The sequence below is a fragment of the Streptomyces bottropensis ATCC 25435 genome (assembly GCF_000383595.1).
Taxonomy (GTDB): Bacteria; Actinomycetota; Actinomycetes; order Streptomycetales; family Streptomycetaceae; genus Streptomyces; species Streptomyces bottropensis.
On sequence record NZ_KB911581.1, the window covers coordinates 8,938,841 to 8,955,726 of the forward strand.

A 16,886-nucleotide genomic window follows, 5' to 3' on the forward strand; every position below is an offset into this window, starting at 1 on the left:
TTTCGACGACCACTGACGACGAGGGACGGGCGAGCGCGTGGCCGAGGCGGCAGACTTCCAGGGGACGACTCCCTCACCTGCCCGCCGGTGGCTGCTGCGCACCGGGGCGCTGCTCGCCGGGGCCCCCCTGCTGACCGGTCTGTTCCAGGTGCCCGCGGCCTCGTCCGCACAGGCGACGGCGCGGACCTCGCCGACCGAGGCCACGGGGTCGAAAACCGTCGAGGTCTCCCTGGACTCGCTCAGTCCCAGCGTCCCCACCGACGGCGACACCGTCACCGTCTCCGGCACGGTCACGAACAAGGGCAAGCAGACGGTCACGGACGCCCACGTGGGCCTTCGGGTGGCATCGGCGGCCGTGACCGGTCGCTCGGCCATCGACGACGCGGCCAGGCGCAGTGGCTTCGACCAGTTCACCGACGGGACGGAGGTCGGCGGGAAGTACGTCGAGAAGTTCTCCGCGCTCGCCTCCGGTGTGGCTCAGCCCTTCACCATCTCGGTACCCGTCAAGGAACTGGACCTCGACGAGGACGGCGTCTACCAGCTGGGTGTCTCGCTTACGGGCAGGACCGCGTCCGCCCAGTACGACCAGGTTCTCGGAATTCAGCGCACCTTCCTGCCGTGGCAGCCCGACGAGGCGGGCACCAGGACGAAGACGACCTACCTCTGGCCGCTGATCTCCACCACCCATCTGACGGCCGAGACCGGTCCCGGTGAGCAGCAGACGCCCGTCTTCCGTAACGACGACCTCGCCAAGGAGATCTCTGCGGGCGGCCGCCTGGAACAGATGCTGACGCTGGGCAAAAACCTGGACATCACCTGGGTGATTGATCCGGATCTCCTGGCGTCGGTTGTCGCGATGACGGAGAGCTACCGGGTCCGGAGCGGGGACACCACCGTCGCCGGCAGGAACCAGGCCGTCGCCAAGGCGTGGCTGGCGGAGCTGGAGACCGCGGTTCAGGGCGAGGAGGTCATCGCTCTCCCCTTCGCCGATCCTGACCTCGCTGCGCTGGCCCACAACGGCAAGACGATCACGGGCTCCCTGAGCCGGCTGAAGGGCGCCACCGATGTGGCCTCGGACACCGTCGAGAACATCCTCCGGGTGGTACCGAAGACGGACTTCGCCTGGCCCGTCAACGGCGCCGTCGACCCCTCGATCGTCAAGGTCGCCATCTCCGCGGGCGCCGACAAGGTGATCGCCCGCAGTGACAGCCTGCAGGAAAGCAGCAGCCTGTCCTACACGCCCAACGCGGCCCGGCCGATCGGGGGCGGCACCACGGCGGTGGTCGCGGACGCCCGGTTGTCGACCGCCTTCCGGGGCGACATGACGAAGGCCGAGAGTTCGACGCTGGCCGTACAGAGGTTCCTCGCCCAGAGCCTGGTGACCGACCTCCAGAACAACAAGCAGCGCAGCGTCGTGATCGCCCCGCAGCGCATGCCGTCGGCGAGCCAGGCGCAGACGATGGCGCAGGCACTGACGGCACTCCAAGGGGGCAACTGGTCGCAGCCCCAGGAGCTGTCCGAGGCCGCCGCCGCGAAGCCCGACCCGCGCGCCAGCACGACGATTCCGTCCGCCTCGGCCTACCCCAAGTCGCTGCGGAAGCAGGCGCTGCCCAAGTCGGCGTTCGAGGAGATCCACGCCACTCAGGCCGACCTCGACCGCTTCAAGGTGATCCTCTCGGACCAGTCCCGCGTGGTCACGCCGTTCGGCAGGACCATGGACCGGGAGATGTCCACGTCCTGGCGGGGCCGCTCCATGGAGGGAGCGGTCTACCGCAACAATGTGCAGTCGTACCTCAACTCGCTCACCGGCCAGGTCCGGCTGATCAGGAAGTCCGAGACGAAGCTCTCGGGCCGCAGCGCGACGATCCCCGTGACCGTTCAGAACAACCTCGTACAGGGCGTCGACAATCTGACGCTGCGCCTCAGGTCAAAGGCCCCCAAGCGCCTGTTGATCGGCGACAAGGCCTTCGCTGAGCAGTCCGTCGACATCTCGGGTGGACACAGCGAGTCGGTGAAGTTCACCACCAACGCCGCGGCCAACGGAAAGGTCGACGTCGTCGCCCAGCTCTACACCGCGGACGGCGAGAAGTATGGTGACGAGGTCGAGTTCACGGTGAACGTCACCGAGATCACGCCTACGGTCATGCTGGTCATCGCAGGTGGCGTCCTGCTCCTCGTGCTCGCCGGCTTCCGGATGTACACACAGCGCAAGCGCGCGGCCGCCCGGCTGGAGGCGGAGGGAGAGTCGGCGGACGACGACTCCTCGGAAAGTGTCCCGACGGACGAGACCGCGAACACCGAAGCGCTCTCAGTCGTACACACTGTCGAGGAGGAGACCCCGGCGAAGACGGGGACGGACGAGCCGGAGCACCCGAGTGACCCGGCACCGGACACCGCTCCGGAAAGCGCCGACCCGTCCGGCACGGGTGAGAGAGTGGACCGTTGAGCGATTGTCGTGGCCGGTTGGCCCGGGGACGATGAGGTGGGGTAGGCATGAACGCGCCGTACGACGGTGACCGCGGCCAGGGCGCGGCCGACTCGGGGTATCCCGACGACGGCCAGCTGCCCGGGCCGGGCCAGGTGCCGCCGCAGCATCCCGCGGACATGTACCTCCAGGACGCCTACGACCAGGACCCCTACCGCGCTCGCGATCTCGCCGCACAGGACCCGGTGGCCGAGGCTCTCTACGACCGTGCCGCGCACCCCCCGCCCGCTCCGGGCACCTACCAGCCGCAGCAGCCCCTCTACGCGCAGCCGTCGTCGCCGCAGTACGCGCCCGACCCGCGTGTGTGGGCCCAGACGCCGGCCCCCGAGCCCGAGGGGCCGACCCGGCATCTGCCGTACGGCGACGACGCGCGCACGACCCAGTTCGTCGGCGTGGACGACCTGGTGACCCAGGCCGGCGAGGAACGCCACGAGCCGGACGCGTTCGCACATCTCTTCCGCGACCAGCAGCAGAGCGGCCCCGCCCCCATGGGCCAGCCCTCCGTTCCCGGACCGACCCCTGCCCCGTCGTCCGGCCCCGCCCGCCTGGCCTACCAGGAGCCCGCGCCCGCTCCGACACCCCCGCCCGCCCCCACCACCACACCCGTGCCGAAGAAGGGCGGGCGGGCTTCGGGCCTGCTCAAGTCGAGCGCCGTGATGGCGGCGGGCACGATGGTGTCGCGCCTGACCGGCTTCATCCGGTCGGCGATGATCGTCTCGGCGCTGGGCCTCGCCCTGCTGGGTGACGCCTTCCAGGTGGCCTACCAGCTGCCGACGATGATCTACATCCTGACCGTCGGTGGCGGCCTCAACTCCGTCTTCGTGCCGCAGCTCGTGCGTGCCATGAAGGACGACGACGATGGCGGTGAGGCCTATGCCAACCGCCTGCTGACCCTCGTCATGGTGGTCCTCGGCCTTCTCACGGCGCTCGCGATGTTCGCCGCTCCGCTCCTGGTCCGGGCGCTGTCGGTGGGAGTCGCCGACGACGCGGCGGCCAACGACACCGCGGTCACCTTCACCCGCTACTTCCTGCCCTCCATCTTCTTCATGGGTGTCCATGTGGTGATGGGGCAGATTCTCAACGCCCGCGGCCGGTTCGGCGCCATGATGTGGACCCCGGTCCTCAACAACGTGGTCATCATCGTCACCCTGGGCGCCTTCCTCTGGGTCTACGGCAGCGCCGCCGACTCCCACATGAACGTGAACAACATTCCGCCGGAGGGGGTGCGACTCCTCGGCGTCGGCATTCTGCTCGGCCTCGTGGTCCAGGCTCTCGCGATGATTCCGTACCTGCGGGAGACCGGATTCCGTCTGCGGCTCCGCTTCGACTGGAAGGGGCACGGCCTCGGCAAGGCCGCGATGCTCGCCAAGTGGACCATCCTGTTCGTCCTGGCCAACCAGGCAGGCGCGCTCGTGGTCACCCAGCTGGCCACCGCCGCAGGCATCGACTCCCCTTCCAAGGGAACCGGATTCGCCTCCTACGCCAACGCCCAGCTCATCTGGGGCCTGCCCCAGGCCATCATCACCGTCTCGCTCATGGCCGCCCTCCTGCCACGTATCTCCCGCTCGGCCGCCGAGGACGACACCGGCGCCGTGCGTGACGACATCTCACAGGGCCTGCGCACCACGGCGGTCGCCATCGTGCCGATCGCCTTCGGCTTCGTCGCGCTCGGCATCCCGATGTGCACGCTGATCTTCGGTTCCTCCGGCACCGGTGCGGCCACCAACATGGGCTTCATGCTGATGGCCTTCGGCCTCGGTCTGATCCCGTACTCCGTGCAGTACGTCGTGCTCCGCGCCTTCTACGCGTACGAGGACACCCGGACCCCGTTCTACAACACGGTCATCGTGGCCGCCGTCAACGCGAGCGCCTCCGCGGTCTGCTTCTTCGTGATCCCGGCCCGCTGGGCCGTGGTCGGCATGGCGGCCTCGTACGGCCTGGCGTACATGATCGGTGTCGGCATCGCCTGGCGCCGGCTCAAGAAGCGGCTGGGCGGCGACCTGGACGGATCCAGGGTCATGCGGACGTATGCGCGGCTGTCCATCGCCTCTCTGCCCGCGGCGCTGCTCAGTGGCGCCGCCTGCTACGGCATCAGCCGGACACTGGGGCAGGGTGTCGGTGGCTCGATGCTCGCACTCGTAGGGGGAGGAATCGTGCTGCTCGGTGTCTTCTACGTAGCCGCGCGACGCATGCGCATCGAAGAGCTCAACTCGATGGTCGGCATGGTACGCGGACGGCTGGGGCGCTGACGCGGGGGTACGCGCACAACCATCGTCCGCCGCCGCGTGTCGCTCATAGCGGCGGACTGTGGGCACAATTGGCTTCGGCGTGTCAGAGCGCTCAACGGATGGGGAGGCAGGAACGACGGTGGCGGAACGGAGCACGGCTGCCGTCGACGTGGCAGACAACAGCGGCGACAAGCCGCTGACCGCGCAAGCGGACCAGTCCACGGCCGACGGGGAGGCCCAGAACCGGGAGCGGGACACGGAGAGCTCGGCGAGCGAAGAGGCACAGGGGAGCGGCGATACCGAGAGCCCTTCGCAGACGACACCGCCCGAACTGCACAGCGGCCACAAACTCGCCAGGCGCTACCGCCTCGAAGAGTGCGTCACCCGTCTGGACGGTTTCAGCAGTTGGCGTGCCGTGGATGAGAAACTGCGTCGCGCGGTCGGAGTGCATGTCCTGCCCGCCGACCACGCGCGCGCTCGTTCCGTGCTGGCGGCGGCCCGGTCCTCGGCGTTGCTGGGGGACCCCCGCTTCGTCCAGGTACTCGACGCCGTCGAGGAGAACGACCTCGTGTACGTGGTGCACGAATGGCTGCCCGACGCCACGGAGCTGACGGCGCTGTTGGCCTCCGGCCCCCTGGAGCCGCACGACGCATACCAGATGGTCACGCAGGTCTCCCACGCCATGGCCGCCGCGCACCGTGAGGGCCTCGCGCATCTACGGCTGAACCCGAGCGCCGTGCTGCGTTCCGCCTCCGGGCAGTGGCGCATCCGCGGTCTCGCGGTGAACGCGGCGTTGCGCGGAATCGGTTCGGAGACCCCCCAGAGGGCGGACACGGAGGCGATCGGCGCGCTGCTCTACGCGGCCCTCACTCAGCGCTGGCCGTACGAGAACGACGCACACGGCCTCTCAGGGCTCCCCAAGGGCGTCGGGCTCATCGCACCCGACCAGGTCCGTGCGGGCGTCCACAGGGGCCTGTCGGAGCTTTCCATGCGCGCGCTCGTCAACGACGGCGCCACCGCTTCCCGCCATGAGACTCCATGCACGACGCCGGAGGAGCTGGTGAAGGCTGTCGGGGAGATGCCGCGCATCCGCCCGCCGGAGCCCGCGTTCACCGCGCCGCCCGACTACCAGCACACCACGTACCAGCAGGGGACGTACGGCCGTCAGGCACCGCATCCGGGTCTCACCCAGCCGGTCCAGACCCCGCCGCCGCCGCTGCAGAGCCGAACCGGCAAAGCCCTCAAGTGGGCTGTCTCGGCGCTGCTGATCGCCGCGCTCGGTCTCGGCAGCTGGCAGCTCGCCGACGCGCTCATGAACAGCAGGGGCCAGTCCAGCGAGCCGGACACCAGCCAGTCGGCCGACGGCAACGACAAGGGCACGGACAAGGCCAAGCCCGTCACGGCACTCGGCATCAAGGACGCCGCGGAGTACTACCCGGACGGCAAGCCGCAGCACGCCAACGACGCGAGGCTGACGTACGACAACAGCTCGTCGACGTACTGGCGGACGTACTCCTACACCGACGGCCCCACATTGGCGCCGTTCAAGCAGGGCGTCGGCATCGTCTACGACCTGGGCTCGGCCACGGAGGTGTCGGCTGCCTCAATAGGGCTGTACTACACGGGCGACCACACCACGGCCACGCTGTACGGGGCCGACTCCCTGTCGTCGTCCGCGCCCCTCAGCTCCATGACGAAGATCGCCACGAACAGGACGAGTGGCACCGACCTGAAGATCTCCGCCAAGAAGCCGGTGAAGACCCGGTACGTTCTCGTGTGGCTCACGGATGTGCCCTACGCGAACCGTGACCAGTTCAGTGGCGCCGGCTACAAGCAGGCGATCACCGACGTGAAGTTCACGGGCTGAGAGCTCACCGAGAGAGGGGGTCCGATGGCGCCCAGCGCTGATCACAGCGAGGTAAGCGATCAGGATCTCCTGGCTCGGCACGTGGGGGGCGACCCCGACGCCTTCAGTGAGCTTGTACGGCGACACCGGGACCGGCTGTGGGCGGTGGCCCTGCGGACGCTCGGAGATCGTGAGGAGGCCGCCGACGCCGTCCAGGACGCGCTGGTGTCCGCCTACCGGGCCGCCCACACCTTCCGTGGCCAGGCTGCCGTCACGACCTGGCTGCACCGCATCACGGTGAATGCCTGCCTGGACCGCGCCCGCAAGACGGCCTCTCGCAAAACGTCGCCCGTCGACGACACCGAGCGGCTGGAGCAGCTGCTGGAGCCGCACGAGTCGGCTTCCGCTCCCGCCGAGCGCAACGATCTGCACCGCCAGCTGCTGGAGGCCCTCGGCACCCTGCCGCAGGATCAGCGGGCGGCGCTCGTCCTGGTCGACATGCAGGGCTATCCGGTGGCCGAGGCCGCGCGAATTCTCGACGTACCGACCGGCACCGTGAAGAGCCGTTGTGCCCGTGGCAGAGCCAGACTCCTGCCGCTGCTGACCCATCTGCGTACGGATGGTGAGAGCAGCGGCAAAAAGTCGGGGCGTGGAAGGAACCGGGCGCAGGGGACATCCGTCCCACCCGCAGCGGGACCACATGATGCAGGGCCAAGCGATTCAGCTGCTGTGAAGGGCGGAGGTGGGCGAGCGTGACATCCACGACGGACACGGCCGGACACCCCGACGTCGAGGAGATCTCCGACCTCAGCGAAGGTCTTCTCTCTCCGTCCCGCACCACGCATGTCCGGCAGCATCTGGGCGAGTGCCCGCTCTGCGCCGATGTGTATGCCTCCCTGGAAGAGATCCGCAGTCTGCTCGGCACCCTGCCAGGACCACCCCGCATGCCCGACGACGTGGCAGGGCGGATCGATGCGGCCCTGGCAGCCGAGGCTCTTCTGAACGCCGCGGCGCCTGAGCGGGAGACCAGCGCGGAGCCCGCCGCAGCCGACATCTCGCACACCGCCCGGGGGGAGGAGGCCACCACGCATGTTTCACGTGAAACATCGCCGACGGTGGATCGCCCTGTCGGTCGTCCACGCGCGTCCACCGGCCCAGGCCGTATGAGCAAGCGGCGCCCCAAGCGTCGTACGACGGTCATCGGTGCTGTCTTCGCGATCGCGGCTCTGGGCTTCGGCACGGTCCTCGTCCAGTCGGGCGGCGAGAGTGATGGTCCTACGCGCCAAGCTGCGACCGCGGCTCCCTCGAACTTCTCCGGCGTCAAGCTGGAGAAGCGTGTCCAAGAGCTCTTGGGCGAGACCAAGACCGAGAACTCGCCCGGCCAGGAGGCCTTCGGCACCGCGACGACGCCGGACAAGAGCAGAAACACCGTCTTCAAGGCCGAGGTCCCGGTCTGTATCGCGAAGGGCATCGGCGATGTCACGGGGGCGATCGCTTCCGAGCCCGGTACCTACCGGGGAGCCGACGCCTACCTCGTGCTGCTGCCCGACCGCTCCGACGACTCGCACGTCACCGCTTATGTCGTCGACGCCTCCTGCTTGGACAGGGCTTCGGATCCCGCCGGGGACGTTCTCCTGAAGCAGTCCTACGCTCGCTCCTGAGGACTGTCTCTCGCGCTGTGGTATGCCTTGCATCCCTCTGCGGCTGTGTGCCGTCTCCGTGTGCCCGGACACACCGGGAATGCGCGCCCCTTAGGATCCGTTGGGTGGGGTGAGAGTTTCGAGAGCAGCTCCCGCCGGCATTACCCAGCAGTCTCCAGAGACGAGGAATCAAGCCGTGAGCGACGTCCGTAACGTGATCATCATCGGCTCCGGGCCCGCCGGCTACACGGCGGCGCTCTACACCGCGCGCGCGTCGCTGAAGCCGCTGGTGTTCGAAGGCGCCGTCACCGCGGGCGGCGCGCTGATGAACACCACCGAGGTGGAGAACTTCCCCGGCTTCCGGGACGGCATCATGGGTCCCGACCTCATGGACAACATGCGTGGCCAGGCCGAGCGATTCGGTGCCGAGCTCATTCCGGACGACATCGTCGCCGTGGACCTGAGCGGCGAGATCAAGACCGTCACGGACACGGCAGGCACAGTGCACCGCGCCAAGGCCGTCATCGTCACCACGGGCTCCCAGCACCGCAAGCTCGGGCTGCCCAACGAGGACGCGCTCTCCGGCCGCGGTGTCTCCTGGTGTGCCACCTGTGACGGGTTCTTCTTCAAGGACCAGGACATCGCTGTGATCGGCGGCGGAGACACGGCGATGGAGGAGGCGACCTTCCTCTCGCGCTTCGCCAAGTCCGTGACCATCGTCCACCGTCGGGACACGCTGCGCGCCTCCAAGGCGATGCAGGATCGCGCGTTCGCCGACCCGAAGATCTCCTTTGTGTGGGACAGCGAGGTCGCCGAGATCCAGGGCGACCAGAAGCTCGCCGGGCTGAAGCTGCGCAATCTCAAGACGGGCGAGACCTCGGAGCTGCCGGCCACGGGCCTGTTCATCGCGATCGGCCACGACCCGCGCACGGAACTCTTCAAGGGTCAGCTCGACCTGGACGACGAGGGTTATCTGAAGGTGGCCGCTCCGTCGACCCGGACGAACCTGACCGGTGTCTTCGGCGCCGGTGATGTCGTCGACCACACGTACCGGCAGGCGATCACCGCAGCCGGCACCGGCTGCTCCGCCGCCCTCGACGCCGAGCGGTATCTCGCCGCCCTGGCCGACGGGGACCAGGCCGCGGAGCCCGAGAAGACCACCGTCTGACCCCCGTCCGCCCCACCGCACCAACCAGTTAGGAGCCCTCAGTGGCCGGCACTCTGAAGAACGTGACCGACGACTCCTTCGAGCAGGACGTCCTCAAGAACGACAAGCCCGTCCTGGTGGACTTCTGGGCCGCCTGGTGCGGTCCGTGCCGCCAGATCGCGCCGTCTCTCGAAGCGATCGCCCAGGAGTACGGCGACAAGATCGAGATCGTCAAGCTCAACATCGACGAGAACCCGGCCACGGCTGCCAAGTACGGCGTCATGTCGATCCCGACGCTGAACGTCTACCAGGCCGGCGAGGTCGCCAAGACCATCGTCGGTGCCAAGCCGAAGGCCGCGATCGTGCGTGACCTTGAGGACTTCATCGCCGAGTGATGTTTCACGTGAAACATGAAGAGGCCAACCCGCTCGGGTTGGCCTCTTCGCTTTAGAGCGGTCGCAGCGCGGGCTCCTTCTGCACGGCCCCCAGAAGACGGTCCAGTGCCAGCTCGACGTCTTCCTTCCAGGAGAGCGTCGTCCGCAGCTCCAACCGCAGCCTCGGGTACGTGGGATGGGGGCGCACGGTCTTGAAGCCCACAGCCGTCAGATGGTCGGCGGGGAGGACACACGCCGGCTCCTTCCAACGGGCGTCCCCAAAAGCCTCTATGGCTTTGAAGCCCCGCCGCAGAAGGTCCTTGGCCACCGTCTGAACCATCACACGGCCCAGCCCTTGGCGCTGATAGCCCTGGGTGATGAAGGCGGTCATCAACTGAACCGCGTCGGGGGACACCGGACTTGTAGGGAACGCCAGGGCTCGGGGCACATAAGCAGGAGGCGCGTACAGCACGTACCCCACCGGGATCTCGTCCACGTAGACGACCCGGCCGCAGGACCCCCAGTCCAGCAGGACGGCGGAGATCCACGCCTCTTTCTCCAGAGCGGGCGTACCCGCTCTTACCGCGGCCTCGCCACTGACTGGGTCGAGCTCCCAGAAGACACACGAACGACAGCGCTTGGGAATGTCCTGAAGGTTGTCCAACGTGAGCGGTACGAGCCGACGCCCCATGAAGGCTGTTCCTCGCTTCCTTCGCCCGCAGCCTCGCGGGCGGCTGTCAGAGCGCTCCGCTCCCTGAGGAGACTGCCGATGAATCCGCCGACGGCCCCCAGTCCCAGGCCTGCCGTCACCAGTCCGGAACGGCTCACGGTTCGCATGGCCCCGCCTCTCCCAAGAAGACCCGCCAGGTCGATGCGCTCTACCGAATCGCATCGTATCCACGATGCGATTGCCTTGATACCGCCTCAAAGCAAAGAGCGGGCTGTGTCCGGTATACATCGGACACAGCCCGCTCAGGCGGTCGACGGGCCGGAAGTCAGCCCATTCCTCAGAAGGCTCAGGCCTCCGTCTCCTCCGAGTCGTCGTCCAGCAGGCTCTTCTGGAGTGCGAGCTTCTCGCCCGGGGCCAGCGTGCTCAGAATGCGCTCGAGGTCTTCCGTGGACGCGAACTCGACAGTGATCTTGCCCTTCTTCTGGCCCAGATCGATCTTCACCCGGGTCTCGAACCGATCGGAAAGCCGGGTGGCGAGCTCGCCCAGCGCCGGAGAGGGCACGGAGCCGGCACGAGGGCCCTTGGACCGCGTCGAGGCCTTCGGATGCAACCCCATCAGGGTGACGATCTCTTCCACCGCTCGGACCGAGAGTCCCTCGGCCACGATCCGGTGAGCCAGCTTGTCCTGCTCCTCCGAGTCCTCGACGGACAGCAGCGCCCGAGCGTGCCCCGCGGAGAGAACACCGGCGGCCACCCGACGCTGGACCGCCGGCGAGAGCTTCAGCAGACGCAGTGTGTTGGAGACCTGAGGGCGGGACCGACCGATACGGTCCGCCAGCTGGTCGTGCGTGCAGTTGAAATCCTTGAGCAACTGGTCGTAGGCGAATGCCTCTTCCAGCGGGTTCAGCTGGGCACGGTGAAGGTTCTCCAGAAGCGCGTCCAGAAGCAGCTTCTCGTCGTCCGTCGCCCGCACGATCGCCGGGATCGCTTCCAGATCGGCCTCATGGCAGGCTCGCCAGCGCCGCTCACCCATGATCAGCTCGTAGCGGGCCGGGCCCACCTGCCGAACGACAATGGGCTGGAGAAGACCGACCTCCTTGATGGAGGTGACGAGTTCCTGGAGAAGATCCTCGTCGAAGACCTCGCGCGGCTGACGCGGGTTCGGAGTGATGGAGTCGAGAGGCAGCTCGGCGAAGTAGGCGCCGACGGGTGCGGCAGGCAGTTCCGCCGTGCCGATCGGCGACAGTTCCTCTGTTTCACGTGAAACAGGCGGGAGTGTTGCCACCTTCGAGGCTCCCACCCCACGCTCCGGGCTGAAGACGGATGGCACCGCCGATGGCGTGGATGGGGACGCTCCCGCTGCTGGAGCTTCCTTCTCTCCTGTCGCAGCCGCTGGGATCAGTGCGGCGAGGCCACGGCCCAACCCCCTCCGTCGATCACTCACTGGACGCCCTCCACCACATTCGGATTGTTCTGAGCACCGATATGAGCGTGCGTCGGGTCGTACCCCACGCCCACGCCCCTCAGTGCGATTTCTCGTGCCGCCTCAAGATAGGAGAGGGCACCACTCGATCCTGGATCGTAGGTCAGCACCGTCTGCCCATAGCTCGGCGCCTCGGAGATACGGACCGAGCGGGGAATGCTCGTCCGCAGCACCTCCTCACCGAAGTGAGTGCGCACCTCGTCGGCGACCTGGGAGGCCAGACGCGTCCGGCCGTCGTACATGGTGAGCAGGATGGTCGACACATGAAGGATGGGGTTGAGGTGCCCCCGTACCAGGTCGACATTGCGGAGCAGCTGACCAAGGCCCTCCAGCGCGTAGTACTCGCACTGGATCGGGATGAGCACCTCCTGGCCGGCGACCATCGCGTTCACCGTCAGGAGGCCGAGCGAGGGAGGGCAGTCGATGAGGATGTAGTCCAGCGGCTGCTCGTACGCCTGAATCGCTCGTTGCAGTCGACTTTCCCGTGCTACGAGGGAGACCAGCTCGATCTCAGCACCGGCGAGATCGATCGTGGCGGGAGCGCAGAAGAGGCCCTCTACGTCGGGAACGGGCTGGACGACTTCTGCCAGAGGCTTGCTGTCGATCAGCACGTCGTAGATGGAGGGCACCTCGGCGTGATGGTCGATCCCCAGCGCGGTCGACGCGTTGCCCTGGGGGTCGAGGTCGATCACCAGAACGCGGGCCCCGTGCAGAGCCAGTGAAGCGGCAAGGTTGACGGTCGTCGTGGTCTTGCCGACGCCACCCTTCTGGTTGGCGACGACCATGACTCTGGTCTGCTCGGGCCGAGGCAGGCCTTCGCCGGCCCGGCCCAGAGCCTCTACCGCCAGCTGGGCGGCACGACCGATGGGAGTGTCGTCCATCGGGGGCGGTGTTTCACGTGAAACATCTTCCCCCATCGACTCGGTACGGGGACCGGGGACCGGATCGGTCATCGGTCCCGCGATGTTGGCGTCGGACCGCAAGGATTCACTCTCCTCGACTTCAGGCTCGCAATGAACAGAGCCTCCCATGCCTTCGGGGTCGTGAACCAGTGAGGCCTGGTCTTCTGTGGAGATTTCCACCTCTGTGGAAAACTCCGTTACCCCTCCGAGTGACCCGAGAGGCTTCCGGTCGCGCGGTTCGGCCGCAGCGCGGCCCCGACTGATGATGCCGTGCAGCAGTGAGCGACGTTTCACGTGAAACACGATGCCCAGCAGCACAGGCCGCGCTCGCGCGACACTCCGAGACGCGTAGGTTTGGCAGCTTGTGTGGAGTACGAGCGTCGTCAGGACGGATCAGCGAACGTCCTGGACCCGCAGCTAGCGGCGTCGGCGGGCACGCCCTGTCCGGGCCGCCTTGGCCCTCTTCGCGGCGAAGCGCACGCCCCCCGGGCTCTCCCCGACCTTCACCCGGACCACCGTGGACAGAGGATCGACCACGCCCTCGCCCACGTGGAGGACCGAGGTCTCCGCCGCGCCGAGCTTGCTCAGGGCCGAGGCAGCGCTCTTGAGCTCCTCCTCCGCGGTATCGCCCTTGAGGGCGAGCATCTCTCCGTACGGACGCAGCAGCGGAATGCCCCAGGCGGCCAATCGGTCCAATGGGGCCACGGCCCGGGCAGTCACCACATGGACCGGCTGCAAGGTCCCGAGGACCTCTTCGGCTCGGCCGCGGACGACGGTCACATGGTCGAGGCCCAAGAGCTCGACAACCTCGGTCAGAAAGTTCGTGCGCCGCAGCAGTGGCTCCAGCAGCGTGATCTTCAGGTCCTCCCGGACGAGGGCCAGCGGAATGCCGGGCAGTCCGGCACCGGACCCGACATCGCACACCGTGACCCCCTCGGGCACGACCTCGGAGAGCACCGCGCAGTTCAGTAGATGCCTCTCCCACAGGCGGGGCACCTCGCGCGGGCCGATGAGCCCTCGCTGCACGCCCGCCTCGGCCAGGAGCTCGGCGTACCGGACCGCGTCCGCGTAGCGATCACCGAATACGTCGCGTGCCTGCTCGGGCGCAGGGGGGAGCTCCGCTGACTCCGTCACGGGGACCGTCCTTCCGTACCGCAAGAGCGCACTGGGCGCTGACATCAGAACAACAGGCTGACAAAGTTCGGCCCCGCCTGCGGGCAGACGGGGCCGAAAACGTACGTACCGAATCAGGCGGGCAGCACGACGACGAAGCGCTGCGGCTCCTCGCCCTCGGACTCGCTGCGCAGGCCCGCCGACTTGACCGCGTCGTGGACGACCTTGCGCTCGAACGGGGTCATCGGCTTCAGCTTGACGGGCTCGCCGGTGCTCCTGGCCTCGGCCGCCGCCTTGGCGCCCAGCTCGGAGAGCTCGGCGCGCTTCTGGGCGCGGTAGCCCGCGATGTCCAGCATCAGACGGCTACGGTCACCGGTCTCGCGGTGCACGGCCAGGCGCGTGAGCTCCTGAAGCGCCTCGAGCACCTCGCCCTCCCGGCCGACGAGCTTGTTCAGGTCGCGGCCGCCGGAGTCGCTGATGATCGAGACAGAGGCACGGTCGGCCTCGACGTCCATGTCGATGTCGCCGTCGAGGTCTGCGATGTCCAGCAGACCTTCCAGGTAGTCCGCCGCGATCTCGCCCTCTTGCTCCAGGCGGGTCAGGGTGTCGCCACCCTCGGAGGCGGTGGAGGTGGTGCCTTCCGTCACGGGAGGAACTCCTTCTTACTTCTTGGACGGGGACTTGGGGCGCTGCTGGCCCTTGCGCTGACCGGACTGGGCCTTGCTGCGACCACCGGTGCCGGGCTTGGGCGCGGCCTTCTTGGCAGCAGCAGCCGGCTTGGCGTCCTCCGGCTGGTCGGACTTGCTCAGCGAGGTGGGCTCGGTCTGCTCGTCGTCGTCGATGCTCTTCGCACCGCCGGACTGACGCTGGGCCTTGCTCTGACGCTTGGGCTGCTGGCGCTTGGGCGTGCCAGGCGTGGGCGTACCGTCCTCGGCCGTGGCCACGGCGGAGACCTCACTCTTGACCACGGTGCCGTCGGTCTGGGCCGCGAGGCCCTCCTTGCCGAGGCCGGTGATGAACTTCCGCTCGTGCTCGTTGCGATCGCGGCCCTTGGCGACGATGGCCTTGACGATGGCGCGCTCGCGGCGGTTGCGCGTCTTGCCGTGCCGCGTGACGTGCTTGAAGAGGCGCTCCAGGTAGGCGGCCTGCGCCTTGGAACCCGGGGTCGGGTTGTTATGGATGACGTACATCTGCTGGCCCATGGTCCACACGTTGGTGGTCAGCCAGTAGACGAGGACACCAACCGGGAAGTTGATGCCGAAGACGGCGAACATGACCGGGAAGACGTACATCAGCATCTTCTGCTGCTGCATGAACGGCGTCTTCACCGTGGTGTCGACGTTCTTCGTCATCAACTGGCGCTGCGTGTAGAACTGCGATCCCGACATCAGAACGATCATGACCGCGGTCACGATGCGGACCGTGACCAGCGAAGCGTCGAGTGCGGCGACGTCCGCGGAGCTGTCGGTGAACTTCGCGGCCAGCGGGGCACCGAAGATGTGCGCCTTCTGCGCGCTGTCCAGCAGGTTCTGGTTGATCGAACCGATGGTGTCGTTGTTCGCGATGCTGTTGAGCACGTGGTACAGCGCGAAGAAGAACGGGGACTGCGCCAGGATGGGAAGGCACGAGGAGAGTGGGTTGGTGCCCGTCTCCTTGTACAGCTTCATCATCTCTTCGGACTGACGCTGCTTGTCGTTCTTGTAACGCTCCTGGATCTTCTTCATCTCGGGCTGCAGCGTCTGCATCGCCCGGGTCGCCTTGATCTGCTTCACGAAGAGCGGGATCAGGCAGATACGGATCAGGATCACCAGGGACACGATGGACAGGCCCCAGGCCCACCCGGTGTCGTCGCCGAAGAGGGCGCCGTACACCTTGTGGAACTGGACGATGACCCAGGAGACAGGTGTCGTGATGAAGCTGAAGAGACTGGCAATCGTGTCCACTAATCATGCTCCTTGGGCATGGGACGGGCTCTCGGCGGCCGGGCTCGAAGGGACGTGCCCTTCGGTGGCCGGTTCGGCGGCGGAGGACCCGCCCTTGCGTGCGCGCCACGTGCCACGCACCATCTCGTGCCACCGCGGACGCTTGCGCGGCGGGACGTGGTCCACACCGCCGAGCGACCACGGATTGCACCGCAGGATGCGCCAGGCGGTGAGTGCCGTTCCCTTGATCGCACCGTGCCGGTCGATGGCCGTGTAGCCGTAGTGGGAGCACGACGGGTAGTACTTGCACACCGGCCCGAGCAGTGGACTGATCGTCCACTGGTACAGCTTGATCAGCGCCAGCAGCGGGTACTTCATCGCGCGCCCCCTCCCAGCAGCCGCCCCAGGGCGGCATCCAGGTCTTGGGCCAGTTGTACGTGGTCGGCGTCACCCGCTCCGGGCAGCGCTCGTACTACTACCAGGCTACCGGGGGGCAACAGGGCGACTCGATCGCGCATCAGATGGCGAAGTCTGCGCTTCACCTTGTTACGGACGACCGAGCCACCGACGGCTTTGCTCACGACGAAACCCGCACGCGTCGGGGGAGCGCTCTCCCCAGGCGCGTGCGGGTCCGTGGCACCGCTACGTAGGTGAACGACGAGGAGCGGGCGGCCGGCCCGGCGTCCTCGTCGTACCGCGGTCGCGAAGTCCTCGCGCCGCCTCAGCCGATGCTCGGTAGGCAGCACGACGTCATGACCTGATCGGGATCAGGCGGACAGGCTGGCGCGACCCTTGCTGCGACGGTTCGCGAGAATCGCGCGACCGGCACGGGTACGCATCCGCAGGCGGAAGCCGTGGGTCTTGGCGCGACGACGGTTGTTCGGCTGGAAGGTGCGCTTGCTCACTCGGGGGCTCCAGAAAGAAATCGGTGTTGGCGGGTGCCGTCCTGGCTGTCACCGTGCGCCCACGAGTAGCTCGTATAAACGCCCGAGTGCACCGCTGTCCGATCACCTGACGCGATCTGTGCCCATCGGAGGCAGGCGGCAGCAGCCATCGACAACTCGACCTGGTTACGG

16 protein-coding genes are annotated in these 16,886 nt (G+C 67.6%); 7 read left to right on the forward strand and 9 right to left on the reverse strand.

The genetic code is table 11. From position 1 onward, the window contains the following. The first annotated feature begins 37 nt into the window (after window positions 1-37). The 7 genes from STRBO_RS0139665 to trxA all read left to right on the forward strand — a co-directional run bounded on the left by STRBO_RS0139665 (window position 38) and on the right by trxA (window position 9,741). Window positions 38-2,446 (forward strand): DUF6049 family protein, encoded by a 2,409-nt coding sequence (locus STRBO_RS0139665; protein WP_005482953.1) that lies wholly within the window; start codon window positions 38-40, stop codon window positions 2,444-2,446. Between the two features lie 47 nt (window positions 2,447-2,493). Further along, on the forward strand, window positions 2,494-4,734 hold the full coding sequence (gene murJ, locus STRBO_RS0139670; RefSeq protein ID WP_005482954.1) for a murein biosynthesis integral membrane protein MurJ: 2,241 nt from the start codon (window positions 2,494-2,496) through the stop codon (window positions 4,732-4,734). A gap of 118 nt (window positions 4,735-4,852) precedes the next feature. Continuing rightward, window positions 4,853-6,580 carry a protein kinase family protein gene (locus STRBO_RS0139675; protein WP_005482955.1) on the forward strand — a complete coding sequence of 576 codons (1,728 nt, stop codon included), beginning with the start codon at window positions 4,853-4,855 and terminating at the stop codon, window positions 6,578-6,580. Between the two features lie 24 nt (window positions 6,581-6,604). Beyond that, window positions 6,605-7,315, forward strand: a complete 711-nt coding sequence (gene sigM / locus STRBO_RS0139680) for an RNA polymerase sigma factor SigM (RefSeq protein WP_005482956.1) — start codon at window positions 6,605-6,607, stop codon at window positions 7,313-7,315. Beyond that, a complete protein-coding gene (locus STRBO_RS0139685; protein ID WP_005482958.1) occupies window positions 7,312-8,220 on the forward strand; it encodes an anti-sigma factor family protein in 909 nt (302 codons plus the stop codon). Before sigM ends, STRBO_RS0139685 begins: the two co-directional genes overlap by 4 nt. A gap of 175 nt (window positions 8,221-8,395) precedes the next feature. Then, entirely contained in the window at window positions 8,396-9,367 is a 972-nt protein-coding gene (gene trxB, locus STRBO_RS0139690; protein ID WP_005482960.1) for a thioredoxin-disulfide reductase, read from the forward strand. A gap of 41 nt (window positions 9,368-9,408) precedes the next feature. Continuing rightward, complete coding sequence (trxA, locus tag STRBO_RS0139695; RefSeq protein ID WP_005482961.1) at window positions 9,409-9,741, forward strand: thioredoxin; 333 nt, start codon at window positions 9,409-9,411, stop codon at window positions 9,739-9,741. A gap of 52 nt (window positions 9,742-9,793) precedes the next feature. Here trxA and STRBO_RS0139700 read toward each other — a convergent pair whose 3' ends face one another. The 9 genes from STRBO_RS0139700 to rpmH form a co-directional block, all read right to left on the reverse strand. Then, the gene (locus STRBO_RS0139700; RefSeq protein ID WP_005482963.1) at window positions 9,794-10,411 is read right to left on the reverse strand and encodes a GNAT family N-acetyltransferase; all 618 of its coding nucleotides are present in this window, start codon (window positions 10,409-10,411) and stop codon (window positions 9,794-9,796) included. Between the two features lie 325 nt (window positions 10,412-10,736). After that, entirely contained in the window at window positions 10,737-11,834 is a 1,098-nt protein-coding gene (locus tag STRBO_RS0139705) for a ParB/RepB/Spo0J family partition protein (RefSeq protein WP_028797120.1), read from the reverse strand. Continuing rightward, window positions 11,831-12,904 (reverse strand): ParA family protein, encoded by a 1,074-nt coding sequence (locus STRBO_RS0139710; RefSeq protein ID WP_078531570.1) that lies wholly within the window; start codon window positions 12,902-12,904, stop codon window positions 11,831-11,833. The genes STRBO_RS0139705 and STRBO_RS0139710 overlap by 4 nt, the downstream gene beginning before the upstream one ends. 288 nt (window positions 12,905-13,192) lie before the next feature. Further along, the gene (gene rsmG, locus STRBO_RS0139715; protein ID WP_005482967.1) at window positions 13,193-13,909 is read right to left on the reverse strand and encodes a 16S rRNA (guanine(527)-N(7))-methyltransferase RsmG; all 717 of its coding nucleotides are present in this window, start codon (window positions 13,907-13,909) and stop codon (window positions 13,193-13,195) included. Window positions 13,910-14,022: 113 nt separating this feature from the next. Further along, entirely contained in the window at window positions 14,023-14,535 is a 513-nt protein-coding gene (locus tag STRBO_RS0139720) for a Jag family protein (protein ID WP_005482969.1), read from the reverse strand. Window positions 14,536-14,550: 15 nt separating this feature from the next. Further along, window positions 14,551-15,831 carry a membrane protein insertase YidC gene (gene yidC / locus STRBO_RS0139725; protein WP_005482971.1) on the reverse strand — a complete coding sequence of 427 codons (1,281 nt, stop codon included), beginning with the start codon at window positions 15,829-15,831 and terminating at the stop codon, window positions 14,551-14,553. A gap of 3 nt (window positions 15,832-15,834) precedes the next feature. Further along, window positions 15,835-16,188: a membrane protein insertion efficiency factor YidD gene (yidD, locus tag STRBO_RS0139730; protein ID WP_005482973.1), complete on the reverse strand. Its 354-nt coding sequence runs from the start codon at window positions 16,186-16,188 to the stop codon at window positions 15,835-15,837. Next, complete coding sequence (gene rnpA, locus STRBO_RS42550) at window positions 16,185-16,556, reverse strand: ribonuclease P protein component (RefSeq protein ID WP_078531538.1); 372 nt, start codon at window positions 16,554-16,556, stop codon at window positions 16,185-16,187. The genes yidD and rnpA overlap by 4 nt, the downstream gene beginning before the upstream one ends. 21 nt (window positions 16,557-16,577) lie before the next feature. Next, window positions 16,578-16,715, reverse strand: a complete 138-nt coding sequence (rpmH, locus tag STRBO_RS0139740) for a 50S ribosomal protein L34 (RefSeq protein ID WP_005482975.1) — start codon at window positions 16,713-16,715, stop codon at window positions 16,578-16,580. Window positions 16,716-16,886 lie beyond the last annotated feature (171 nt).

Coding starts and splice junctions, on each gene's coding strand:
- STRBO_RS0139710 (WP_078531570.1), bottom strand. CDS start 12,904: ATGGGAGGCTCTGTTCATTGCGAGCCTGAAGTCGAGGAGAGTGAATCC.
- sigM (WP_005482956.1), top strand. CDS start 6,605: ATGGCGCCCAGCGCTGATCACAGCGAGGTAAGCGATCAGGATCTCCTG.
- yidD (WP_005482973.1), bottom strand. CDS start 16,188: ATGAAGTACCCGCTGCTGGCGCTGATCAAGCTGTACCAGTGGACGATC.
- murJ (WP_005482954.1), top strand. CDS start 2,494: ATGAACGCGCCGTACGACGGTGACCGCGGCCAGGGCGCGGCCGACTCG.
- STRBO_RS0139700 (WP_005482963.1), bottom strand. CDS start 10,411: ATGGGGCGTCGGCTCGTACCGCTCACGTTGGACAACCTTCAGGACATT.